19 protein-coding genes and 2 rRNA genes are annotated in these 23,952 nt (G+C 41.9%); 10 read left to right on the top strand and 11 right to left on the bottom strand.

Annotation, left to right across the window (positions count from 1 at the left end; translation table 11 throughout):
* Positions 1-158: 158 nt before the first annotated feature.
* Positions 159-935: a slipin family protein gene (locus tag RSJ42_RS01235; protein ID WP_410508929.1), complete on the top strand. Its 777-nt coding sequence runs from the start codon at positions 159-161 to the stop codon at positions 933-935.
* A gap of 66 nt (positions 936-1,001) precedes the next feature.
* Positions 1,002-2,306 carry an NfeD family protein gene (locus tag RSJ42_RS01230; protein WP_410508928.1) on the top strand — a complete coding sequence of 435 codons (1,305 nt, stop codon included), beginning with the start codon at positions 1,002-1,004 and terminating at the stop codon, positions 2,304-2,306.
* A gap of 201 nt (positions 2,307-2,507) precedes the next feature.
* Here RSJ42_RS01230 and RSJ42_RS01225 read toward each other — a convergent pair whose 3' ends face one another.
* Positions 2,508-3,842, bottom strand: a complete 1,335-nt coding sequence (locus tag RSJ42_RS01225) for an AIR synthase-related protein (protein WP_410510281.1) — start codon at positions 3,840-3,842, stop codon at positions 2,508-2,510.
* 390 nt (positions 3,843-4,232) lie between these two features.
* On the bottom strand, positions 4,233-4,841 hold the full coding sequence (gene hisH, locus RSJ42_RS01220; protein WP_410508927.1) for an imidazole glycerol phosphate synthase subunit HisH: 609 nt from the start codon (positions 4,839-4,841) through the stop codon (positions 4,233-4,235).
* A 618-nt stretch (positions 4,842-5,459) separates the two neighbouring features.
* Here hisH and RSJ42_RS01215 point away from each other — a divergent pair.
* Positions 5,460-5,942, top strand: coding sequence for an Ig-like domain-containing protein (locus RSJ42_RS01215; RefSeq protein WP_410508926.1), 483 nt, complete (start codon positions 5,460-5,462; stop codon positions 5,940-5,942).
* Between the two features lie 63 nt (positions 5,943-6,005).
* The gene (locus RSJ42_RS01210; protein ID WP_410508925.1) at positions 6,006-6,455 is read left to right on the top strand and encodes a hypothetical protein; all 450 of its coding nucleotides are present in this window, start codon (positions 6,006-6,008) and stop codon (positions 6,453-6,455) included.
* Positions 6,456-6,646: 191 nt separating this feature from the next.
* On the opposite strand, the gene RSJ42_RS01205 is transcribed toward RSJ42_RS01210, so the two are convergent.
* The 4 genes from RSJ42_RS01205 to hisI form a co-directional block, all read right to left on the bottom strand.
* Positions 6,647-7,354, bottom strand: a complete 708-nt coding sequence (locus tag RSJ42_RS01205; RefSeq protein ID WP_410508924.1) for a LysE family transporter — start codon at positions 7,352-7,354, stop codon at positions 6,647-6,649.
* Between the two features lie 229 nt (positions 7,355-7,583).
* Positions 7,584-8,441 (bottom strand): hypothetical protein, encoded by an 858-nt coding sequence (locus tag RSJ42_RS01200; protein ID WP_410508923.1) that lies wholly within the window; start codon positions 8,439-8,441, stop codon positions 7,584-7,586.
* A gap of 222 nt (positions 8,442-8,663) precedes the next feature.
* On the bottom strand, positions 8,664-10,589 hold the full coding sequence (locus RSJ42_RS01195; RefSeq protein ID WP_410508922.1) for a PINc/VapC family ATPase: 1,926 nt from the start codon (positions 10,587-10,589) through the stop codon (positions 8,664-8,666).
* Positions 10,590-10,788: 199 nt separating this feature from the next.
* The gene (hisI, locus tag RSJ42_RS01190) at positions 10,789-11,151 is read right to left on the bottom strand and encodes a phosphoribosyl-AMP cyclohydrolase (RefSeq protein WP_410508921.1); all 363 of its coding nucleotides are present in this window, start codon (positions 11,149-11,151) and stop codon (positions 10,789-10,791) included.
* Positions 11,152-11,563: 412 nt separating this feature from the next.
* On the opposite strand from hisI, the gene RSJ42_RS01185 reads away from it, so the two are divergent.
* Positions 11,564-13,186 carry a S8 family serine peptidase gene (locus tag RSJ42_RS01185; RefSeq protein ID WP_410508920.1) on the top strand — a complete coding sequence of 541 codons (1,623 nt, stop codon included), beginning with the start codon at positions 11,564-11,566 and terminating at the stop codon, positions 13,184-13,186.
* 102 nt (positions 13,187-13,288) lie between these two features.
* Here RSJ42_RS01185 and RSJ42_RS01180 read toward each other — a convergent pair whose 3' ends face one another.
* Positions 13,289-15,268, bottom strand: coding sequence for an amylo-alpha-1,6-glucosidase (locus tag RSJ42_RS01180; protein WP_410508919.1), 1,980 nt, complete (start codon positions 15,266-15,268; stop codon positions 13,289-13,291).
* Positions 15,269-15,428: 160 nt separating this feature from the next.
* Here RSJ42_RS01180 and RSJ42_RS01175 point away from each other — a divergent pair, with 160 nt between their 5' ends.
* The 4 genes from RSJ42_RS01175 (at position 15,429) to RSJ42_RS01160 (ending at position 17,628) form a co-directional block, all read left to right on the top strand.
* Positions 15,429-16,571: a hypothetical protein gene (locus RSJ42_RS01175; RefSeq protein WP_410508918.1), complete on the top strand. Its 1,143-nt coding sequence runs from the start codon at positions 15,429-15,431 to the stop codon at positions 16,569-16,571.
* A 59-nt stretch (positions 16,572-16,630) separates the two neighbouring features.
* The gene (locus tag RSJ42_RS01170) at positions 16,631-16,843 is read left to right on the top strand and encodes a hypothetical protein (RefSeq protein ID WP_410508917.1); all 213 of its coding nucleotides are present in this window, start codon (positions 16,631-16,633) and stop codon (positions 16,841-16,843) included.
* An 18-nt stretch (positions 16,844-16,861) separates the two neighbouring features.
* On the top strand, positions 16,862-17,182 hold the full coding sequence (locus RSJ42_RS01165; protein WP_410508916.1) for a HesB/IscA family protein: 321 nt from the start codon (positions 16,862-16,864) through the stop codon (positions 17,180-17,182).
* An 83-nt stretch (positions 17,183-17,265) separates the two neighbouring features.
* On the top strand, positions 17,266-17,628 hold the full coding sequence (locus RSJ42_RS01160; RefSeq protein WP_410508915.1) for a nascent polypeptide-associated complex protein: 363 nt from the start codon (positions 17,266-17,268) through the stop codon (positions 17,626-17,628).
* A 651-nt stretch (positions 17,629-18,279) separates the two neighbouring features.
* On the opposite strand, the gene RSJ42_RS01155 is transcribed toward RSJ42_RS01160, so the two are convergent.
* Both RSJ42_RS01155 and RSJ42_RS01150 read right to left on the bottom strand, forming a co-directional pair.
* A complete protein-coding gene (locus RSJ42_RS01155; RefSeq protein ID WP_410508914.1) occupies positions 18,280-18,807 on the bottom strand; it encodes a hypothetical protein in 528 nt (175 codons plus the stop codon).
* Positions 18,779-19,216, bottom strand: a complete 438-nt coding sequence (locus RSJ42_RS01150) for a hypothetical protein (RefSeq protein WP_410508913.1) — start codon at positions 19,214-19,216, stop codon at positions 18,779-18,781. The genes RSJ42_RS01155 and RSJ42_RS01150 overlap by 29 nt, the downstream gene beginning before the upstream one ends.
* A 749-nt stretch (positions 19,217-19,965) precedes the next feature.
* On the opposite strand from RSJ42_RS01150, the gene RSJ42_RS01145 reads away from it, so the two are divergent.
* On the top strand, positions 19,966-20,259 hold the full coding sequence (locus tag RSJ42_RS01145) for a hypothetical protein (RefSeq protein ID WP_410508912.1): 294 nt from the start codon (positions 19,966-19,968) through the stop codon (positions 20,257-20,259).
* Between the two features lie 473 nt (positions 20,260-20,732).
* Here the strand turns inward: RSJ42_RS01145 and rrf are convergent.
* Positions 20,733-20,854 (bottom strand): 5S ribosomal RNA (gene rrf, locus RSJ42_RS01140).
* Between the two features lie 76 nt (positions 20,855-20,930).
* Positions 20,931-23,835 (bottom strand): 23S ribosomal RNA (locus RSJ42_RS01135).
* Positions 23,836-23,952 lie beyond the last annotated feature (117 nt).

The raw sequence follows: 23,952 nt of genomic DNA, 5'->3' as shown, positions 1-23,952 counted from the left end.
ATAGATTCACAGATATTTTAGGTAGACGTCAGATGTAAAATTTTTTAACTTATGACTGCTTACTACTCTACATGAGTTTTTCACAAATTCCTCAAATAAAGAACACTTAATTATTATCAAGCTCAATTTTAAGATTAATGGATAGGAGGGAATAAATTATGGTTGATTTCATCAGTGGATCATTGCTCCCTGTATTAATAATTGTGATATTAATACTCTCACAATCCATAAAAATGGTTAATGAGTACGAACGTGTTGTAATTTTCAGGCTCGGCCGTCTTAGTGGAGTCAAAGGACCGGGTATATTTTTAATCATTCCTATTATTGATAAGGCCATAAAGATTGACCTGAGGGTGGTTGCAATCGATGTCCCCAAGCAGGCAGTTATCACAAAGGACAATGTCACGGTTGAAGTGGACGCCGTTGTCTATTATAAAGTTGTGGAGCCCGGGGCTGCAATAACACAGGTTGAAAACTATATGTTTGCAACCTCAACCCTTTCCCAGACCACACTTAGGGACGTAATGGGGCAAATGGAACTTGATGAACTGCTTTCGGAAAGAGAAAGCATCAACAAACAGATTCAGGAACTGCTGGATGCTTACACTGACCCCTGGGGGATCAAAGTCACAGGCGTAACCATCCGGGATGTAGCCCTGCCTGAAACAATGAAGAGAGCAATTGCAAAACAGGCTGAAGCCGAAAGAGAAAAGCGTGCCAGGATAATCCTTGCAGAGGGAGAATTCCAGGCAGCAGAAAGAATGAAAGATGCTGCCAGCCTTTACCAGGGGGTTCCAACTGCCATCAAGTTAAGGGAACTCCAGACCCTTGCCGAGATTGCCAGAGAAAAAAACCTTATTGTAGTTACACAATCTCAGGCTCTCGAAACCGGAAACGTAGCCGCCCTTTCTCAGGCTATGTCCGAAAAGAAATGACACTAAAATAAGATTAAAAGTGAGAAAATCGTAAAAGCTTGTAAAGGCGAAAAAGGATCAGTGATTATGCAAATGAAAAGGGCCTTCCGCGCCCTCTCTATTTTATTTTTCTGTATCGCTCTCACAGCTGCTTTTATGCCTTCAGCAGAGTCAGCACCTGAGAACAAAGTGCTTGTACTCGAAATAAACGGAGCTATAACTCCTGCATCCGACAATTTGATAGCTGACGCAATAGAAAGAGCTGAAGACGGGAATTTTGAAGCTCTTGTAATTACTCTGGATACTCCGGGCGGGGGGCTGGAAGAGACTCAAATAATCATAAAGTCAATTGAGAATACAACTGTTCCTGTAATCGGTTTTGTTCCTGAAAGCGGAAAAGCCTGGTCTGCAGGGACTCTGATCCTTATGGGCACTGATATTGCTGCAATGGCTCCTTTTACAGTTATAGGGTCAGCACAGCCTGTGCAGATATCTGCAGAAGGGACAGTGCCTGTCGAAGACGAGAAAATAATAAATGCCCTCGTAAAATTTTCTACCGAAACGGCAAGGAAGCATGGGAGAAACGAGACTTTTGCAGAGGAAGTAATTACCAAAAACAGAAACCTGAATGATGAAGAAGCTCTGGAAGAGGGAGTCATCGAATACAGGGCATCTTCCGTTCCTGATCTGCTGGTCCAGGTTGACGGAGAGAGGGTAAAGGACAGAACACTGCAAACCGCAAATGCAGAAACCGAAACCTATGAACCTCCCCTTTCCTTATCCTTCCTGCAACTCATTTCGAACCCTATCCTTTCGTCACTTCTGCTGACAATAGGACTGTATGGGATTATCTTCGGAATTTCAAACCCCGGAGCCGGGGCAGAGCTTTTAGGGATTATTGCTATCGTGCTCGGGCTAATAGGCACAGGGTTCGATATTAACATAGCAGCGTTTTTCCTTATTATTGTAGGAGTAGGACTTATTATTTATGAACTTCATTCTCCGGGATTTGGAATTTTCGGGCTTGCCGGACTTCTCAGCCTGGTTATAGGTAGCATCTTCCTCGTGCCTCTCGGAAGCGAAAATATTTACACGCCCGAGTTCATAAGGTTGCTAATCCTGACAATTGTCACTCCCACAATCGTCTTCGGATTATTCCTTGTATATGCTGTATACAAAGTAGCCGAGACCAGAAAGAAGAAGCCCGTTATTGGAACTGTTATAGGAGATACTGCCCGAACAATAGATCCAATAAGCCCTGAGAGAAAGGGGTTTGTCCGGTATAAAGGAGAATACTGGAAAGCCAGATCCGAAGAAGAAATAGGAGTGGATCAGGAAGTTGAAATTATTGGAAAAGAGATGGAAGTACTTGTAGTAAAAAGAAAAATATAAACTTCCTTTCTCTTCTTTTTCTTTTACCTTTTAATTGATTTGTTTATTAACTGATTTCTCTACTAGCTGATTTATTTCTTAACTGATTTATTAACTGATTCGTTTATTAACTGATTTATTTATTTATTTATTTATTTATTTATTTATTTATTTAGTTAGTTAGTTAGTTAGTTAGTTAGTTAGTTAGTTAGTTATTATAGCTTACTTTCTTCTCCCGCTATTTATCTTATCAAGAATTCTGTATTTTTTATTGATAGCTTCTTCAGCCGCCCTATCAATTGCAGCCCTCATCTCTTCAAAGTCTCGCGGATTTTCTTCCCCATGCACTTTTTTGACAGGAGTATAAGCTGATTCTCTGAACCTCGGGGCAAAGTCCCGGGTTTCTCCATTAGCAATGATCTCAGCTCCACTTCCTTCTTCAACGCGGCCTATGATATCTATCGCGACCCCTGCAGCCCTGATAGTTTCAAGAATTTCATCAGCGTATTCAGGAGGAGCAATTACCAGGAGAGCATCGAGAGAAACCCCAAGGTAGTCAATTTTAAGGAGCTCAAGCATGGAGAGTACCTTTGGGTTCACAAGGGCTCGCATTTTTTCTTCTTCAAAGACCATTTTTACACCTGCAGTCTTTGAGATTTCCCGGGCATCTCCCCGTATTCCACCATTGGTAACATCAGTCATGGAGTGAACCTTTTTGTACAGCTCCGACTTCAGAAGGACTTCGCAGGCTTCTAGGAAACGGATATTAATGGTCTCATCCACAACATCATGCATCCCGTAGTAAAGGGCAGTTGTAGAGATAGTTCCTCCCCCTGCGCCCTCGGTCATAAGGATAAGGTCACCTGGTCTTGTTTTATTACGTGAGGTGAGGGAAGAAGTAACACCAACAGCCCCTACACCTCCGGTCATCCTTTCGCCTATGACCATATCTCCTCCAATCCTGAGCGTGCTCCCGGTGATAAGAGGAATTCCGGTAAGCTCTGAAACCGTTGTTATCCCTGCAATATGGTCAAAGATTTTTGCCACGTCTCCGTCGTCTGCAATATGAATATCCGAAAGCATTGCAAGGGGCCGGGCTCCCATGGAATAAACATCACGCAGGGCTGCCCTGGCTACATGGAAACCGGAAAGGAAGGGGAAATCACTGAGGCGGGAATGTATGCCATCAATTGTGACCACAAGGTATTCGTCCCCCAGTTTCACAACACCCGAGTCATCAAGCTGGGAACTGTCAACTACCGCGTCGGTTTTGCCTATGACTTCCCCAAGTTTGGAATGAACGTAAAAGTCCCCTGTACCTCTCGAACCTACGCCGAACTCTCCCATAGCAACTCCTGAAACAGTGGGGTTTAATACGTCTCCTTTGGTATGGAGAGTAGCTTTTGCCTCACAGATGACTGCAGCCGCAATCTCGTGAGCCCTGTCAGAACTTATATTTTTGATTTCAAGTATTCTTGAAGCAAGCCGTGCTTCAAGTCCGGTTTCATCTGAAGGGTCCTTCCTGAGAGCCCGTTTTGCATAGCCTTCTATATCCATAACAACCATCCTCTTGCAGATCTCTGCCACTGTTTTACGGGTACAGGACAGAATAATTCGGAATTACAATACTGGTTATTTTGTTTAAATTCTAATTTAATTGAACTCTAATTTAATTAGATTCTAATTTAATTAAACTCTAATTTAATTAAACTCTAATTTAATTAAACTCTAATTTAATTGAACTCTAATTTAATTGGATTCTAATTTAATTGAATTTTAATTTGATCAAGTTCTATTGAATTTCTAATAATGCAGGATACTTCAAAACCCAGATTCAGCAGCCTGAAAAGTGATGATAAAGGTATAACTAAAAATCAGAGCATATCTATCGCTATATCTGTGTATCTACCCTTTCTTATTTAAACTCTCCAAACTTTTTAATGAACCTCAGCACATTTCGACGAAATTTTTCAAAATCTTCAACCCGGTAGCTCCGCTCTTTTCAGGGTGGAACTGGGTCCCCATAACGTTACCTTTCGAGTTCACAACCGAAGCCGAGTATTCCAGTCCATATTCACATGATGCAAGGGTATTTTCTGCAGCAGTATCCACATAGTATGAGTGCACGAAATACACGAAAGAACCGTCTGGAATACCTTTAAACAGAGGGTGATCCTGTGTGATTCGGATATTATTCCAGCCCATGTGGGGCACTTTCAGTTCAGATTTTGGAAAACGGAGCACTTTGCCCTGAATGAGATCAAGGCCATCGGTCAGCCTGCCTTCCTCAGAAGAACTCATTAAAACCTGCTGCCCAAGACAGATTCCGAGCATGGGCTTTCCCGAGTCTGCAAATTCCGTAATAGTCTCTTTAAGAGGAACCAGGCATTTCATCGCATCTACAAAAGCACCGACTCCGGGGAGAATAATACCATCTGCTGCCAGGATATCCTCAGGGTTCCCGGAGATTGCGGGACTTGCCCCAACGTGTTCAAGCCCCTTTTGAACACTCCTGAGATTTCCAAGCCCGTAATCGATAATCACGATTCGCTTCATAGCTCTAACAAACAAAGTTAAGATAGATTAAGGTTACGAACAAAGAATTTCAGGAAAGAGGAGAAACTGAAAGAAACGAAGCAAAGAAAAATAAGAAAAATAAGAAAAATAAGAAAAGTAAGAAAAATATAAAGAGAAATATACCTGAAAATATAAAAATAAAAATTTCAGGTTAATAACTGTCTGCAGAAAGGTTACAGGGGTATTTTCTCCTGCTCAAAAATCACCTTGTGCTTGCCACAGCGAACGCATTTATAACGTTTTTCGAGCACTTTGGGCAGAAAATAGAGTGCTCCGCTTTTTCTTTTCCAGTCGTGCAGTCCTAAAAGACACAAAAAATTTTGTCTATGGTCCGATTCACTTGGCTCATCAGAACATTCTTGAGTCAAAAACCTCTTTCCCTCGCTATATGTTAGTAAGGTTGTTTTGCGGTATTAAGGGAATTTATGCGTAAAAGAACTATATAAACATATACTTATTAAGAACAAATATAATCGGCTTTTTGATTTAATAGAAAGTATAGGTAAAATATCAAAAATCTATAAATAGAAAGATTAACTATTTTTAAAATATTACAAAGTTTATAAGTTTTAAGAATTAAAGTAAGGGGGGAATGTTATGAAAATTCATTTATTCAGAAATAACGAGAAAGCAATGGAATTACCCATTAATATCGTCGTTATGCTCGTTGTGGCAATGGTCGCTCTTGCAACGCTTATTTCGATAATACCGACTCCTACAAAGGAAATGTCGGTTTTTGTAGAAAGAACAGCACTCGGGACAGGAAGCCTTCAGCCAGGAAATTCAATAATAGTAAATGCTGCTACTGCGCAAAACCCGTTCTCCGTATCAGCAGAAATAAGAGTAACAGATAAAGACGGAAATCCTGTAAGGAACGCAAACGTTATCCTTAAAGGGCTGGGAGGCGTGGCATCAAGCACAACTGACATTAATGGAGTCGCTGTGCTGACAACACCGGCATCTGCGCGCGTAAGGCTTGACCCGAACCAGAATGAAGGGACAATGGACCTGAAGATCCTGGCAGAAGGTTTCTATGATTACGAGAAAAAAGACGCAGTTATGATTGTAAAGACTCGCTAATAAACTGATTTGCAAACAAACCAAATAAACCTATAGTAAGAGTAAAACTGGGAGAAGCCGCATATGCTGCCTGAAAGCCTGAAAAAGAACGAGAAAGGGACTGCAGGGCTTCCTATAAGGATTGTAGTTCTTTCGATAGTCGGGTTTATAGGTTTTTGTGCGATTCTCTCAGCAATTTCGGATGCTCCCAAACCTCCGGAACCCATGTATGCAACATCAGATTTAAGCACGTTTTCGCTTGGTTCCGGAGAGGAAAAAGCCAATTTTAATGTCCGGATAAGTGTGCTTGATAGAAAAAGCCTGGGAGTGGGAGGAGCAAATGTGATTGTCTGGAGTCCGGACAGGAAGAAAGCATATTCAGGAATCACGGATTCCAACGGAAACGTAATAATAGCGATTTCTGACGCTCAACTGCCTCCCGGAAAAGTAGAAGGGTACATTTCAATAAAAGTTATGAGAAGTGGGTATACGGATTACGATGAAAAATACTTCATAAAGATAAAAAGAAGTTAAAGGCCCTGTTGAGTAAAAATTTCTAAAACCATTTTAGAAAATTAAGCTTTAAAAGTTAGTTTTCAGCAGTTTAGTTTCATAAAAAGTTAAGACATCAAAACAGCTCTTTTTTTAATTATCTATTCTTTTTTAGATCCTCAGATTCGTACATATTTAGCTTATATTATACCAGAATTTCGGTGTTAACAGAATTATAATAAGATATTATTGTTATTAACCATAAACCAGAGCCCACAGAATGCCATAAAACTTCCGCAAAGGTATACCAGTTTCCGGTGGGTAGGCTGTGAAATTATTTCAGTTCCGCGGGAGAAAGAAGTGGACAGAGATAAGAGAAATCCAAAGTCTGCAATCCAGTGCCCGACAACGAATGAAATTACTGCAAGGATACCTATCAAATACTCCTCAAGGAGAATCGCACTGCCTGCTGTTAACCACCATGCAACAAAAAAGGGATTCAATGCTGAGGTAATAATTCCTGCGGATACCGTACCAGAGAAAGGATTCAATGCCGAAGTAATAATTCCTGAAGACGTGGGACTCGAGCAGAGGTTAAGACTGCTAGCTGAAATAGAGATATCCATTGGGGAGGCTTCTTTTGCTTTTATAACCATTAAAATTCCGAAGGCTACCATTATGAAGCCGCCTGCAATAGCCAGATACGAGATAATTGACTGCCTGAGAAAAGATGATGCTCCTATAAGAATAAACATGAAAAAGATGAATTCTACCAGGGCGTGGCCCATGAATATAGAAGGTCCTGCTCTCCAGCCTTTATGAAAAGATGCCCCGATTGTTGCAAACATCATGGGCCCGGGAATGATGGCTGCAGATATGCCTACAGTGAAGCCGAGAACAAGAGCTTTAATTAATTCAATAATTGTACCACCCCGGAACAAATCTTTTTATAGAAATGTATTAAGTAATTATATAAAAATGTTTTGGGACTGATAAAAATTTGGTTATAATATTAACCAGAATAAAAGAGAGATCGTTTATACCAGCAGGTACTACCACAATCTATTTCCTTAAAATTTACAGGTTTTGCTGCCTGTGGTTAAGGCAGAAACTACCCCAAAAAGATAGAATTTGTTATAAATATATTAAAAGTTTTACTCAATGTAAATATTAATCCATTAGCGATTTTTGCTTTCTGTTGGCCATGAAGAACTTCAGGAATACAGCTCCCGCCATAACTACAGCAAGTCCGATTGAAAAGTAAGGAGACCTTATTATATCCCATCTGCCAGACCAGATAAGAAGCCCTGTAAGGAGAAGAACTGAAGACCCGGCAATTCCTGAGACTTCTACAGGAATTTTTATAGAACCCAGGGTAAATCGATCTCGATTTTCAAGAAACTCAATACGCGATTCAAGTTTTTGTATATATTCTTCCGAAGTATTTTCCCGGACCTGAAAATTTCTGACCTCTTTACCCAGTTTTTCAACCTCCATATCAAGGTTGCCGTGCACAAAATCAGAAAGTTCGGAGATTGCAGCCTGTAAAGCTTGAATGCTTTTGGAAATGCTTGAAAAAATGGGACTTATATCTTTTATTCTGTAACTGACTCCTGAGACCTCGGAAGAACTGTCCAGAGAAATCATGGAAACGTTTGAAGAGCCTGAAGAAGGGAGTACAGAACTGAAGGCAAAATTTGAAGTATTCTCCTGTGTTATTAATGGAGCAGACTCTGAAAGCAAAGAATTACAAGGAAGAGGGAAAGGAGCCTCAGGAGAGATAGAGGGACCAGGTGGAGCAACCGAAGTACCTGCAGCAAGCTTTGAAGAGTTTATTTCCGGAAGAAAGTCTGAAGAATCACCGGAATAAGCCTTTCCAGCCTGAAGGTTTTGAGGCATTTCAAGGGATAGGCGACGCTCAACTGCTCTCAATCTTTTCTCAAAACTTCTGATGTTCTGGTCAAAAATTTCTATTCGTCCCTGCAGATCAGCCCTTATTTCAGGCTCTGCCTGATATGCTTTACTCAATTAAACCATAACCCCCAAAAAATTTCTACTAAGAAATCATATCCGAACAGTATATAAATATTTTTAATTTGGGACGAAAAATATAAGAGAAAATTAAAAAGAAAAAGAGAAAGAAAAAAGAAAAAAATTCCAAATTAAAAGAATTCCAAATTAGAGGAATTCCAAATTAGAGGAATTCCGAATTAGAAGAATTCTAGATTGGAAAAACTCTAAATTAGAGGATTAAATAGGCCTGACCTCAACAAAATCTCCGCTGTCCTGGGCTTCCATAATTTCCAGTGCGAGATCGGAATTTATCCTGAGTTTTACATCTCCGTGTCTGCTAACAGTTGCACTGAAAAGGTATTCATCTTCAATAAAGATCTCCACATCCCTTCCTGCAAGCTCGGGAGCCCCAAGAATAAGGTGTTTTTTGGTCCTTTCGATGATAGGATGGACAGGGGAAGCAGGAGGAAAACTTTTCTCAGGTTCCTGTTCCCGGGCTTTACCCGGAAAAGTTTTGCGTTCAGCTCCTCGCTTCAGGCCCCTCGAGCTTTTTGGAGCTTCAGCCTCGATTTCCCTGACATCGATATGGAGCCCAAGTATATTTTCTATCCTGTCAATAACATTCCCGCCTTTGCCGATAACCTTCCTCATATCTTCATCGAAAACTTTTACGATTGCACTGTCATCCGAGGTCATTTCCACTTCAACAGGACCTGTAGCATACCTGCTAATAACATTCCTGATCTCTTCTTCGGCAAGCCTCCAGGCAGGTTTACGACTTTCCCGTGAAGGTCCGATTGGCATGACCACAACCTGTTCTCCGTATGTGTAGATCTCATACTCTACTTTGCCGGTTTCGAAATCTGCGATAGTAATTACCGGCCTTGCCAGATCCTGCTCGGTCATCCCGTGAGGAACCTTAACTGTAAAAGCAAGCACCAGAACCTTTGCAACCTCTCCTTTATCGATGAAAATTACAGTATCAACTACCTGCGGGATGACACCCAGTTCTACCCTTCCAATGAGGCGCTGGATTGCATCCACAGCGCGGGTTGCATGCACAACTCCGATCATTCCCACTCCTGCAAGCCTCATGTCCGCAAAGATAAGAAAATCCCCTGTCTTCCGGACTTCATCATAAATAGTATAATCCGGCCTGACAAGGAGCAAAAGGTCGGCAGTGTTCTCCATCCTTCCATTGAGGGGAGAATACTGAGTAATCTCAGCAGGAACCTGCAGGTCTCTTGGGGATTCCATAGTCTTGACCACCTGCCCGTGGTCGTTCAGGTAACGTGCAACTCCGGCAGCAAAAGTGGATTTTCCTGCCCCAGGAGGCCCTGCAATAAGAATTCCACGCTGGCTTATTATGCGCTCTTTAAGCTTATCGCTGAGGCGGTAATGCTCGAGGTCAACAACAACAGTAGGCCTGACAATTGTTATTTCCGTATCATCCGAGAAAGGAGGGTGTGCGATCGCAATTCTCATGTTCCTTATCTGCAGGACCGTAGCCCCGCTAGAGGACATCTCTATAAAAGACTCAGGGTCAAGCCTGGCTCTCTCAATAAGCTCTTTTGTGATGCTGGAAAGCTCCTGAGAACTTGCAGGTTCTTCTCTGATCCGCACATAACGCACCTGCCCAACAGGGCCTTTCTTGGCCATTGGAGATACGCCATTTTTGAGATGCACAGACATTGTGTCATCAGTAAAAAAGTGCTCTACTTTAAGAGAACCGAATTCCGATGGGTCCTGAACTTTGGGATGCATGTACTCAACATCAAGTCCCTTTGCCCTGGCTATAAGAGACTGTACCCGGTCTTCGCTAACGAACAACCCGCCCGTATCGAGGGCTGTCTGCCGGATAAGGGCATCCACCCTTCCTTCCCTTGATAGCTTAATCTCTTCAAGACTGGGCTGAACCCCACTAAACTTAAGTTGAATATCCCCCCTATCTGCCAGCTTGCGGAGTTCAGAAAGCTCTTCAAGCCCTTTGAAACCTATTTCTCTGCCCTTGTTTGCCTGGGCTTCAAGTTCCGATACAACAGCCTCGGGAATGATAACTTCAGCGCTCCCGAACTCACCGCTTTTAATTCGGGACGAAAGCCTCCCGTCAATAATCACGCTTGTATCCGGAACGATTCTCCATATCCGCTTCTCATCAGCCATATAAAGGGATATAGAGTCAGAAAGTATATAATAAAACTTCTGCTGCTTTTTTTTGGATGAATGAAGTTAGAAAAGTACTATTTGTAAAGAAATAAAATTTAGAAGATCTGAGAATATAAAGATTAAAAAATTGAACCGGAGTTCAATAAACAATTTAATGAGCACGGTTATGATATGAATTACACTCCATCTTTGAGGTTCAGTAAACGTCCTCAGGCTCAAAGACCTTTTCCCCAACTACCTCTCCATCAAGGTTTCGGTAAAAACATGATCTATACCCCATATGGCAGGCACCTCCAACCTGTTCCACGAGCAGGAGAACTGAGTCCATATCGCAGTCAATCCTTATTTCCTTTACTTTTTGCAAATGCCCGGATGTTTCACCTTTTTTCCAAAGACTCCGCCGGCTGCGGCTCCAGAAATGAGCAATTCCTGTTTCTGCGGTTTTTTCAAGGGCTTCCCGGTTCATATAGGCACACATTAAGACCTCTTTGCTTCTCTGGTCCTGAACAATGCCAATAATCAAACCGTTTTCGTATTTCAAAGTATCAAAGTCAATCATGCGAGATAAATTGACAAACTAGTATAAAAAGGGGGGTTTAAGAAAAAATTTTTGAAGATAGAGGGGAATTTAGAGAACAAAAAAATGATTTTTTTAGGTAAAGAATATGATATGAAAAAACCATAATCTTTTTTAAAAAAACGAAAAAAGCAATTTAAAGGCATTTTTATCACCATTCTCTAAGAATATTTCTCTATATACATTTAAAGTATTGAAATTAAATCTCATCCTGGAAATAATATCCTACTCTGCCAAAAGATGATAATATCTCAATTATGTAAAATAAGCAATAAAATTTACAAAGATATATATATTTTAGTTATCTAAAATGTTCTGGAAGAGACAAATTTTAGCCTTTGTGTCTAAAAAAAATATAGATGGCAGCAAATTATTGAATTTGTGGGTGAGAAGAATGAGTTTCAAATTTAGAAGCATGATTTTGCTTCTCGTAATACTGTGTGGATTGTTAATAGGGCTGATCATTCCAGTTTATGCAGTGGATAGCGAATCTTATGATATCTTTGAAAAATCAACAGTCGATGTACCCGGTGACCAGAGGTATGTACCAGGAGAAATCCTTGTGAAGTTTAGCCCGGGAATTTCTGAAGAAAAAATAAAGAGTATTAACGGTGGGTATGGGGCACAGGTGACTTATACCAGCCCTTACGCAGGGTTCAAGATATTAAAAATCCCAGCAACAAAAACTGTTGAAGAAATGGTAGAGACCTACAGCAAAAATCCGAATGTTGAATACGCCGTACCGAATGCCGTTACGAACGCGTTTATGGTACCCAATGACTTATTATATAAGTACCAGTGGAATTTCAAGTCATCAGAAACAGGATCCGGTGGTGGAGTTAACCTTGAGCCTGCATGGGATATTTCCACAGGAGACGGAGTGATCGTTGCAGTGCTTGATACAGGAGTTGCATACGAAGACTACTCCATATACAGAAAAGCTCCTGACCTTGCGAACACAAATTTTGTTTCAGGTTATGACTTTGTCAATAATGATGCTCACCCAAACGACGATAACTCCCACGGGACCCATGTAACCGGAACCATAGCCCAGAGTACCAATAACAATTATGGTGTGGCTGGTATGGCTTATGGATGTTCCATAATGCCCGTAAAAGTCCTTAATAAACAGGGAAGTGGTACACTCCAGCAGCTCGTTGATGGGATATATTTCGCAACAAATAACGGTGCAAAGATTATAAGTATGAGTCTTGGATATCCCCCCGGATATTACCCGGGCAAGGTTCTTGACGATGCTCTCTACTATGCATATAGTAAAGGAGTTACAATAGTTGCAGCCGCAGGGAATGATGCAACTGGAACGGTCAGCTATCCTGCAGCCTATGAAAAATGCATCGCTGTTGGGGCTATCAACTCTGAAAGATCACTGGCAGATTATTCAAATTACGGAGGTGCTATTGATGTTGTGGCTCCTGGGGGCGATGGGATTGACAGGGATGGAGATGGATATGGAGATGGAATCCTCCAGAATACATTCAACCCCAATACTAAAAACCCTAAAGACTTTGGTTTCTGGTTCTTTTCAGGCACTTCCATGGCAACCCCACATGTGTCAGGTGTTGCCGCCTTGTTGATATCCAGAGGAGCAAACGAGCCCGATGAAGTAAGAGCTGCAATTGAGTCTACAACAAAGGATTTGGGAGCAAATGGATGGGACACAAGTTACGGATACGGGCTAATTAATGCAAAAGCCTCACTTGATTACATCCAAGGTCAACAACCTGTAAACAATCCGCCAGTAGCTGAAGCTGGAGGTCCCTATACCGGTACCACAGGGACTGCAGTAACTTTTGATGGTTCAGCTTCGTATGATTCTGACGGAAGTATTGCATCATATAATTGGGACTTCGGGGACGGAAGCACAGGTTCAGGTGCAACTACAAAACACATATACTTAGCTACAGGAACCTATACTGTCACCCTCAAGGTAACAGATGATAAAAACGCTGTGGGAACTGATAAGGCTACTGTAAGAGTTGCTAAACCTAAAAAATGAGTCAAAAATATAATTAGAAAAGTAAGTTAAAAAATTTAAAAATTCATGTCCTTTAAAGGACAAAAAATTTCTTTTTTTGAGATATTTAAAAAGCAAAATCCATTATGGTTTAATCCCCAGGACATCCTCCACATATGCTCTTAGAATCTCTGCAACGCTCCATGCCTGGGCTATGCAGCCTCCAGGAGAGTAAGGGAAATCGCCATCGAAAACTTCTGAAACCGTACCTATACCTGCAGTTTCAAGATGGGGGTCAAAGCCCTGGAGAAGGGCACGCATATCCTCAAGGCTTTTTTTTGAATAGTTGTGCACTTTCCGGTAAGCTTTAACATAGGGTCCGAGAAGCCATGGCCAGACCGTCCCATTATGATAAGCTGAGTCTCTGGATTCAGATCCGCCCCTGTAAAGTCCTGTATAAGAAGGATTGTCCATTGAAAGTGTCCTTAGCCCGAAAGGAGTGAGCAGATCCTTTTCCACTCTGTCCACAATAGCTTTTTCTTTTTCAGGAGATAGCATTGTGTAAGGGAGCGCAACTGCAAAAATCTGGTTCGGACGGATTGAAGGATCTTTAATCTGATTTCCTGCCCCATCTTCAGATACGGTATCAAAGAGGCAGTTAGCTTCAGGGTTCCAGAAGACCATTTCAAAATTAGAGGCTACCCCGGCTGCAAGAGATTCGTACGAAGATGTCTCTTTGCCGAGGAGATCCCCCATTCTACAAGCAGTTCTGAGAGCATTATACCACAGAGCATTAATTTCGCAGGCTTTACATGCCCTTGGAGTCACAGGAACATCATTTACTTTAGCATCCATCCAGGTAAGTTGAGGACCATGCCGGATAAGATAATCGGAATCCATCCGAATCCCGAAATCCGTCCCTCTGCTATAGTTATCGATTATATCCTCGACTGTCTTCCAGATATCTGAGAGGAACAGAAAATCTTCCGTATATGCAAAATAACGGCTCAGAGCATGAATAAACCACAGCGATGCATCGACTGTATTGTAAATGGGCTCTCCTCCGAAAGCCGGGAAATTATTGGGAATCAAACCCCGCCTGCAGTTGCTGGCAAAATTTTTAAGGATTGATCTGGCGTCCTCAAAACGGCGTGGGATCAAAACAAGGCCAGGCAAAGAGATCATTGCATCCCTCCCCCAGTCTGAAAACCATGGATAACCTGCGATTATCGTTTTTTCACCTGTGAGAGGATGTTTTACGATAAAAGGGTCGGTTGCCCTGAGAAGCTTGAGGGCAAATGGTTCGGTAAGCCTTGAGTTGAAAGCGAAAAGGTTCTGTCTATAAATCTCTCGGGTATAAAATTCTTCAGCTTTTTCTAGAGTTAGTGAAGAAATGTTCTCAGTTGAAGCGGCAATAAAAAAATAAGAGGTTCCCAATTTAAGTTTACTCTCAAAATAACCCGGATTGAAGTTATCTTCCTGGAAAGCAAGCCCCCGTTCTTTTTCAATATCATATTCGAAGTTGTAGTACCATTTTGGATCGGCATGGTAATGAAGATTGGACGAGAGCCAGAAAGTAAAACCATTGGAACTTTCCAGTTTCACTCCATTGGTTTCGGTCCTTTGAGAAAATGAAATATCCTTAGAACGGGTGGTTCCGTGGAAACTTCTTGCGTTTACCAGAGGAGAGATCCTCAATAAAGCCCCTTCTCTGCGGCATCTGACCTCATAAAGAATACAGGTCATATTACTATTATGGACCATGAAAATCTTTTTTTTCATGGTAAAGTCTCCGGGCTGGTAAACCCAGAGAGGAGCAGGTGCAAGAATAAATTTGGAAAGATAGGTGAGCCCTTCTGGATAAACTGTACCTGGATATTTATGGGTTGCAAGCTGGTAAACCTCTTCATTAAGAGAAAGCTCTTCGTCCAGAGAGGAAAGCAGTAAGACCCTGCCAGGTGAATTCTGCGGAGCTGCTACAAGAAGCCCGTGATAAGTCCTTGCCCCGGCTCCTATGACTGTAGATGAAGCATATCCTCCAATCCCATTTCCTATAATCCATTCTTTTTTTATTCCCTCTTCATAGGTATGAAACGAATCCCTTCCAAGCCGTATCCCACTCATACATACCTGTTTAGGATTTGATTTCTTATATAGTTGTACATTTGGAAGGGAGAATTTAAACATAGAAGGAAACATACGGTATAATAAGTCTTGAGATAATTATATTTAAATTGTAAACAAAAACTATTTTAGCTGTGCAGGACATAAGAAAGTGAGAATCATGAAGCAAGACCTTTTAGACCTCCTTGTTGATATTTTTAAATCATCCGGATACAATGTTATAATATCCAGTCAGTACGACATTCTTGTAGAGAAAAACGGGCATAAGGCGTATGTCATGTGTGCCTTGACGCCAGACTGTGAGGAAATAAAAGCTTTTTCTGAAAAGATAAGAGGTTGCACAGGAATTTATGTAATAACCCAGAAAACGTCTGGAGAACTAACCGATTATGCTGCAGAACTCGGGATATACATCTGGGACAGGGATGAACTGGCCCTTCAGATAGGAAGAGCTGTCCTGGCAAATATGGAAAGAAAATCCAAAGATTGTCAGACAGAATCCGGACTGTCCTCTATGGATTATCAGGACCAACCAGCTTCTGCTTCTGAGCTTGCCATAGATAGCTGGGAGGAGGAAAGCTTCGAACAGGAGCCCTGCTCTGCTGGGGGACTTGTATCGCTTCAAGAAGTGCAGAGAGAAGCAAAAAGAGTTTATTTTGAATCAAGAATTGTGCCCCCGGTTGAGGAGAAAAAGCCCTTTAGAAGACTGGAAGAAAATGAAGCTTCCAGTGTTGAACAGTATGAAACGCTTAACATTCAATCTGTTGGACCCAAAATTTCTAAAGATCAGGCTATTGTTATCGCAAAACCCTACCTGAGCAACCCTAAAGATGCTATATTAAAATTCGTGCCTTTCTGGAAGTATTCTTACAATGTTGAAGCAGAAAAAAAGTTCAGGTCAAAAGTTGTGTGTATCACAGGGGAAGGAAAAGGTTTTCTCAACGCTCTGAACAAGTCAAAAGAAAATATGGAAATAGAGGGGCTTGGAATACCGACCAGAATTCCAGCAGTAGAGTATGAGGTAAAACGGCCGAATGTAGATAAAAAGCAGGCAGAAAAGATAGTTCTCGATTTAATTATACAGGAAAATACACGCGAGATGCGCTTTAATAATCTTGAAGGGCAGGCAGTTATCTATGAACATAAAAGCATTAGCCCAAAGGCTGATGAAATAGAACTCAGTATGGATCTTGTTTATATCCCGGTGTGGGAAGTAAAAGGAAAACGAAATTCTCTTGAGATCAACGCTTACAACGCCAGTGTCCTTGAAGAGCCTGTGGATGAAGATGCTGAATTCCTGTAAGGAAGAGCCAGAAAATCTATCAGAAGAAAAATATATAATATAGAAAATATATTTACATATTGGGAGAAAAAAGGACTTTCATGAAAAAGTCCGCCATCTGCTTATCAATACTTCTTAATATGGCTTTTTCAGGGGAAAAAAGATGCCATTTCACACAAGCATTATATGTTTTCGATGCAAGATTATATAATGCTTGGGAGTTATCTGTAAGCTGTAACGGATGGCATTCTTTAAAAACTAAAATAGTTCAGGTTTTAAATTTATCAAAATAAAAAAAGAGGTGCATATAAATGATCGAAGTAACAGAAAAAGCTGCAGCAGAACTCAAAACACTGCTGGAACAGGAAGGCAAGCCTGACCTTGCGCTCAGGATCTTTGTTGCTGGAGTAGCCTGCAGTGGAATACAGTACGGACTGGCCCTCGACGAGGAAGTTAAAGAAGACGACGTCACTATGGAAAGCAATGGAATAAAGCTGGTAATGGCAAAGGATATCGAAAGAAGCTTCTCTGAGGGCAGCATCGACTACATCGAAGATGAAAACGGAAAAGGTTTCCTTATCCGCAACCCCAGCGCAGGCGGCGGATGCGGTACATGTGGCGGCTGCCACTAAATAAGCCAGACTGCGCTGAATACATAAAGTACCCGAACCTGAAGAAGCAAATAAAGAAATAATACAGAGGAGAAGGGAAATCTATGTTTCCAGGAATGGGAGGCGTGGGAGGCCGGGGAATGAACCCGGCTAAAATGAAGCAGATGATGAAGCAGATGGGGATTGATGTTAAGGAACTTAAGGATGTTGAAGAAGTTGTTATAAAGACTGCAGACTCCAACATTATTATTGAGAACGCAAACGTCACTATAATGACAGTCCAGGGTTCGGAAACATATCAGATTGTAGGCGATGCAAAGGAAGTCCCCAAATCTCTGGAAATCCCTGCCGAAGATATTAAACTTGTAATGGAGCAGACCGGCGTCTCAGAAGAAGAAGCCAGGAAAGCCCTGAAAGACTCAAATGGAGATCTGGCAGAAGCCATTGTGGCACTCTCTTCTGCCTGATTCCTTTTCTTCATTTTACAAAGTTTGATTTTATATGCCTTATTTTTGAGTTGTTTTGTTTGATCTTAATCTTAAAAAAGCTGTTATCAACATTTTGTTCTCAAGATACCTTTTTCAAGGTATATCTTAAAATCTCGCAGGAAAATATGTTGTCAGAAGCATTAGAATTTTTTAGCTAATTTATCCAAGAATTCTACACTAATATTATCTTCACAAAAATAGAAAAAAATACATAAGTTAGATTATATTTTATAAGCTTATACTTAAATTAGTTTTATGCCTAGATCAACAAAAGTTTTAGCCATTTTTTCATTATTTGGAAGATGGTTATGAAGTTGAGAGTAAAATACTATATTTTGGATCTAGAATTAGCTCTAAGATTCTACAGACCACTTTTTTGTTAATGTCTAAAATAATATAGTAATATCCTAATCCTGTATTTAGGTTGCATGAAGTCTCCATACAGGTTTTACTTCTGTAGACAATCTTCTTTCTCTTTAGTTGTTAAGCAAGAACCATCTGCTACAACAATATAGAGATCCCCAATTCTTTTACCGATTTGTTCAGCATTTTCAATCGCACTAAGAAGCGGTCTAGAACTAATGTAATTCGGGTCAAAGTATACTCTATGAGTTTCTAAAGTTGAATTAATTAAGGGATATCTTTTTTAAGATAACTAGAAATTTCATTGTCTCTAGGGATTATTTTTATTAGGTCGTGAAGAATTGCAGCTCCATATGAAGCTATGAATAGTTTCTCCTTTGCATCTATTTCTTTACCGTTCTTTTCAGCCAGATTCTGAAATACAAATATAAGATTTCCAAGAAAGAAAAAGCTACTTACACTTGAATCCTCGTAATCCTTATAGAATGGTTGTAATTTTGGGCAAACTGTGCTTAGTCTCGCAATGACAAGAGTTGATCCACTGTATTTCTCAAGATTTAGTCTTGCAATCTCAAAGAAAGAGACTATGCTGGAAAGGTCTTTAATGGAGATATCTGCTTCATTTTTGGGAACACCAATATCCATCAATGTTTTAGATATAAAAGATAATTTTCCATTAAATATCGAGGCCTGCTCTTGGATACAATAATTTGAAAACTCATCTCGCAAAACATTTTTAATTGCTTCCTCTACATCCCCGATCTTCTTAGATAGTATATATATCTTTTTGTACACTTTGAGGGCTTTCTTGAGTAACCATTTTCTCTAGTTCATCCAAGTCTCCTATTGTTGCATGCTCTAAGCTAATACCATATGGATACAGTGCACTGATAGAAACAAGTAGATTACTGAATAATTTTATAGAGTTTGATGCTCTTTCTTCCAAGAAAGCAGTGCTATCTCGTAACTCTTGAGCTTTTGATATTTCTAATCCTAGAGAGGCAGCCTGTATGGTGGCAATTGCTCCTCCAATCGCCGCAGCTGAGCCAAACAAGAGAGAAAGAAAAGAAGTTAAAGCTTGAACTTTATTAAGCATATTTATTGAACTGCTAGTTTCTAAATAATAATAGAGTATTATGAATATTAAAGTGAGAACGCAAATTAAAGCTACTGAAATATAACCAAATAGTTTTAGAGTTTTCATCTTTTCCTTACCTTATATTTGCTTGTTGTACTGAGGCAACCAAATCATGAACATTTATAACAATTTGTGCATAAATATAAGTGCTCGGGTTACATTTGTATCAAAGTTTAATACATTTAATATATCTTGTGTAAATTGGAGTACACTCAGATTTATTAACATTTCCTTTTTTATTAATATTTAGAAAGTCTATGACTTAAACGGTATTAATTTCTGAACAACTTTGAGAAAAGTCCTATAACTTTTTTAATAATCAGCAAGTAGCCTTCCAAATAGAGAAAATGTATCCCATTCCAACCTTTCAATGTGCCGTTATTGGCTTTTTAGATAGATTTTAACATTAAAAATTAGTTAACTTTAGCAAAAATAAGATTAATTTAAAGTTTGGTGCGAAAGGTGTGATCAGAACGTGCGAACTCCTACTAACTAGACTTTGAATCTAATACTTTTAACTCATTCCCTTTGCCGTAACTCAAAATAATGTAGCAATATGTAGAGTTTATCCTAAAATAAGTCTAATGTCTCGATCAACAAAAGTTTTAGAGCCTATCCGAAAAGCCATTACTGTATGTAGCTTTTACAATATGCAATATGCAAAACTGCAACGGATACCCTATTATGGATTTATTATGGCTTTTCAACATGCGTTGTTGACTTTTCGGATAACTCTTAATACCGTTTTCATGAGTTTGAGATTGGGTGGTTAATGAAGCTGAGAGTAATTGAGAATATCACGGCCTTTACAATTGATGAATGGAGATAGAAAAGAAAAAAATTGTCTAATAAACAGGATTGGGATCTTCATCCGATCTCTTCCGTGTGCACTTGGTTTCGGTCCCTGGAGCAGTTTTTCACTTTTTGAGGAAGGCAAATTAATTCTTGACCTGGAGGATTTCGTCCTGAGCTATAACCTTCTTCCGATAGGAGCCATTGTCTTTGTTCTTTTCTGTACCAGAAGGTCAGGCTGGGGATGGAATAGCTTTAGGGAAGAAGCGGATGCAGGGAAGGTATCAAGTTTCCAAAATGGCTTAAACCTTATGTGAGTTATGTGCTTCCCCTGATTATACTTGTAGTATTTATCAAAGGCTGGATGGATGTATTCTAAGAAAAAATCTCGCTTCACTAAAGGGCTAATTAAAGATATTGATACTAAGCTTCGCTCAAGTAGACAAAGTAGATAAAAAAAGTCAATGGGATTATGATCAGAAAGAAAATATCAGAAAAACAATATCAGAATAAGCAGTTAAAATCAGTTGAGAATTAGGAAAATTATAAGGTGAGCTTGGCAGCGATCCAGAGTTGCCGAACCCGAATTGCGCCTCGGGAGTACGCGTCCTTTTCGCTTCGCTCCCCGAATTGCGCCTCGGGAGTACGCGTCCTTTTCGCTTCGCTCAAGAGGACTTAAACAAAAAGCATAGAAAATAGAATTTAGAACTAAAGGATTCTTGAAAAATATCAGAAAAACGTTCAGAAAAGTAATTTAAAATTGATTTTAAAATAAGGTATTATAAGGTGAGTCTGGCAGCGATCCAGAGTTCCCGAAGGCTCGCACACTTCAGTACAGTAAGGAACGTGGACAGGCTTATCTTCTGTGTTCGGGATGGGTACAGGAGTTGCCCTGCCGCTATGGCCGCCAAACTCAACATATAAAATGGATTGTGGAATAAGAAAGTCGTGTTTAGTGCTGCATACTGAATTTCGCCTGGACCTGAATTAGGTGAAGGAACGGATAGTTAGTTAACGCGGACTGAACACCTCGTTGCCTTGGTGCTTACATCCCGTTTCTATCAAACCGGTCTTTTACCGGAATCCTTAATGAGGTCTCTTTTTAGGTCAGAGTTCGAGCTTAGATGCATTCAGCTCTTATTCCTTAGCGCGTAGCTGCCCGGCGATGCCTTGTCAGACAACCGGTACACCAGTGGCGCCGCTGCTTGGTTCCTCTCGTACTAAAAGCAGCTTACCCGCAGACCTCGTGCACCTCTAGTAGATAGTAACCGACCTGTCTCACGACGGTCTAAACCCAGCTCACGATCTCCTTTAATAGGCGAACAACCTCACCCTTGGCCGCTGCTGCACGGCCAGGATGGAAAGAACCGACATCGAGGTAGCAAGCTGCCGGGTCGATATGTACTCTTGCCGGCAACGACTCAATTATCCCCGGGGTAACTTTTCTGTCATTTTTGGCCCCCACCAAGGAGGCACAAAAGTTCGCTAGAACCGACTTTCGTCTCGTCATCCACTGCTATGCTGAATAACGTCAGGCTGACTTATACTCTTACACTCTTCAGCGAGTTTCCGACCCGCTTGAGTCAACCATTGCGCGCCCTTGATATCTTTTCAAGGGCGTCCCGCCCCAGGCAAACTGCCCACCTATCGGGGTCCTCTTCGCAGAGTTAGGGTCGTAGTCCCAGAAGGGTAGTGTCCCAACGTTGGCTCCACGGATGCTGGCGCACCCGCTTCGACGCCTCCTACCTACTCTGTACATCCAGAACCACAACCCAGCGACAGGCTGCAGTAAAGCTCCACGGGGTCTTCACTTCCCCCTAGAGGTCTCTAGACTGTGCACTAGAATGTAAGCTTCACCGGACTCCAGTTAGGGACAGTAGGGCTCTCATTGATCCATTCATGCAAGTCGCCAATTAAGCGACAAGGTACTACGCTACCTTAAGAGGGTCATAGTTACCCCCGCTGTTTACAGGCCCTTCTTCCCGTTGAACCGGGGTTTCAGGTACCTGCACTGAGCAGGATTCAGAAATTGTACTAGTCCTTACGGATTTGCAATTTCCTATGTTGGTATTAGACAGTTAGAGCCCCCTGGTCACTGCGACCTGCTGTCTTCACAGCAGGCACTCCTTATCCCGAAGTTACGGAGCTAATTTGCCGAATTCCCTTAACTGGATTACTCCGACACGCCTTAGCCTTTTCAGCTAGGGGCACCTGTGTCAGTTCTCGGTACGGACATTTAGCTGCCTTTTCACGGGTCCCTGGGTGCAGCCGACTGTTGCCATAACAGATTCGCCCGCTTCTCGCCATTACGGCTCTCCACAGGATTCGCTGCTTAGACGGCGCGACGACGCCGCTCGGCCTGCCCTGAGACGTCAGACTCAGTGCTAAATGGTACAGGAATATTAACCTGTTTCCCTTTTGGCGTACTCGAATTACGGTACGTCTTAGGACCGACTAACCCTCGGCTGACGAACATTGCCGAGGAAACCTGGCCCCTTCGGCGGCAGGGATTCTCACCCTGCTATGCTGCTACTATTACCAAGATTTTCGTTTGTGAACGGTCCACAGGACTTCACAGCCCTGCTTCAGTCCGAACACAACGCCTTCCTACGAGATTACCTTGCGGTACTCCGTGGTATCGGTGGTCGACTTGAGCCCCGTCAATTTTCGGGGCCCCAAACCTCGACTGGTGAGCTGTTACGCACTCTTTGAAGGGTAGCTGCTTCTAAGCTAACCTTCCAGCTGTCTTGGGCTTGGGACGCCCTTTAGCGTTTACACTTAGTCGACACTTGGGGACCTTAACCACGGGCTGGGTTGTCTCCCTTACGGACTACAAGCTTACCCCAGCAGTCCGGACTCCGACTTTCTTTGATGACGGTGGGTTTGGAGTTTGACAAGCGGGCGAGGGGTTTCCCCCCCGGAACCGCCAATCAGTGCTCTACTCCACCGACAATCTCCAGTCAGGTCATGCTGCGACATGTTTCGGAAGGAACCAGCGGATGCCAGGTTAGATTAGCATTTCACTACGAGACGCAGGTCACACGAATGATTTGCAGATCAACACCGCTTGCGGTCCTCCACGTAGCTTTCGCCACGCTTCAACCTGCCCACGCCTAGATCACCTGGCTTCGGGTCGTACCCCGATGACTCCACGCACTTGTATACGTCGTGCCTCACCCGAGGGTTGCGCACATGTTGCTTTCGCTTCGGCTGCCCAGGTAAAAGGTTAGCCATTGCCATCAAGATACACTCCTTGGCCCGTTCTTCAAAACGTAAGATACGACACTGGCAGTGATACTCGTACAATACCCTCGCGGGTACTTCCTTCGTATCAGAGATCCTTTCATGCCGTATCGTTCCATCACTATCAGGTTTCAGGCACTTTGCACCTCCCTTCTCGGGGTACTTTTCAGCGTTCGGTCACCCTACTATTTCGCTATCGGTCTCAAGTAGTATTTAGTTTTGGAGGTTGGTGCCCCCCGGATTCCCGCACGATATCCGACGCACGGTACTCAGGGACATGTTCCCATCTGTTGGCTTACACCTACGTGACTGTCACACTCTATGGTCTGCCGTTCCAGGCAAGTTTGGTTTTGCCGCGAGACTTTTGAACAGCCCTACAACACCACATTTCCCCGAAGGGATTCGGTTTGAACTGTGCCGGTTTCACTCGCCGTTACTTACGGCATCTCGTTTGATTTCTTTTCCCGCTCCTACTGAGATGTTTCAATTCGGAGCGTTCCCGATCATTACTGATCACTATGGAGAGGTCCCATTCGGAGATCCCGGGTTCATTGGCTCCATGCACCTACCCCGGGCTTATCGCAGCTTGGCACGTCCTTCATCAGCTCTTGAGCCGAGCCATCCACCTGATAGCATATTTCCTTGTATACCTAACCAGGTCCAGTTAGCGTTCAATATACAGCACCTATACACGACTTCATGTGCCTGCGTTTCCGCACAGGCTATCCATCCTTCCCCGAAAAATTACTTTCCGGGTGCACTTGATG

Source organism: Methanosarcina hadiensis (assembly GCF_046529725.1).
Classification (GTDB): Archaea; Halobacteriota; Methanosarcinia; order Methanosarcinales; family Methanosarcinaceae; genus Methanosarcina; species Methanosarcina hadiensis.
This window is presented reverse-complemented; position numbering and strand designations above follow the sequence as displayed.

Coding starts and splice junctions, on each gene's coding strand:
- RSJ42_RS01230 (WP_410508928.1), top strand. CDS start 1,002: ATGCAAATGAAAAGGGCCTTCCGCGCCCTCTCTATTTTATTTTTCTGT.
- RSJ42_RS01165 (WP_410508916.1), top strand. CDS start 16,862: ATGATCGAAGTAACAGAAAAAGCTGCAGCAGAACTCAAAACACTGCTG.
- hisI (WP_410508921.1), bottom strand. CDS start 11,151: ATGATTGACTTTGATACTTTGAAATACGAAAACGGTTTGATTATTGGC.
- RSJ42_RS01225 (WP_410510281.1), bottom strand. CDS start 3,842: ATGGATATAGAAGGCTATGCAAAACGGGCTCTCAGGAAGGACCCTTCA.
- RSJ42_RS01150 (WP_410508913.1), bottom strand. CDS start 19,216: ATGAAAACTCTAAAACTATTTGGTTATATTTCAGTAGCTTTAATTTGC.
- hisH (WP_410508927.1), bottom strand. CDS start 4,841: ATGAAGCGAATCGTGATTATCGATTACGGGCTTGGAAATCTCAGGAGT.
- RSJ42_RS01180 (WP_410508919.1), bottom strand. CDS start 15,268: ATGAGTGGGATACGGCTTGGAAGGGATTCGTTTCATACCTATGAAGAG.
- RSJ42_RS01235 (WP_410508929.1), top strand. CDS start 159: ATGGTTGATTTCATCAGTGGATCATTGCTCCCTGTATTAATAATTGTG.
- RSJ42_RS01175 (WP_410508918.1), top strand. CDS start 15,429: ATGAAGCAAGACCTTTTAGACCTCCTTGTTGATATTTTTAAATCATCC.
- RSJ42_RS01160 (WP_410508915.1), top strand. CDS start 17,266: ATGTTTCCAGGAATGGGAGGCGTGGGAGGCCGGGGAATGAACCCGGCT.
- RSJ42_RS01195 (WP_410508922.1), bottom strand. CDS start 10,589: ATGGCTGATGAGAAGCGGATATGGAGAATCGTTCCGGATACAAGCGTG.
- RSJ42_RS01210 (WP_410508925.1), top strand. CDS start 6,006: ATGCTGCCTGAAAGCCTGAAAAAGAACGAGAAAGGGACTGCAGGGCTT.
- RSJ42_RS01215 (WP_410508926.1), top strand. CDS start 5,460: ATGAAAATTCATTTATTCAGAAATAACGAGAAAGCAATGGAATTACCC.
- RSJ42_RS01145 (WP_410508912.1), top strand. CDS start 19,966: ATGAATGGAGATAGAAAAGAAAAAAATTGTCTAATAAACAGGATTGGG.
- RSJ42_RS01185 (WP_410508920.1), top strand. CDS start 11,564: ATGAGTTTCAAATTTAGAAGCATGATTTTGCTTCTCGTAATACTGTGT.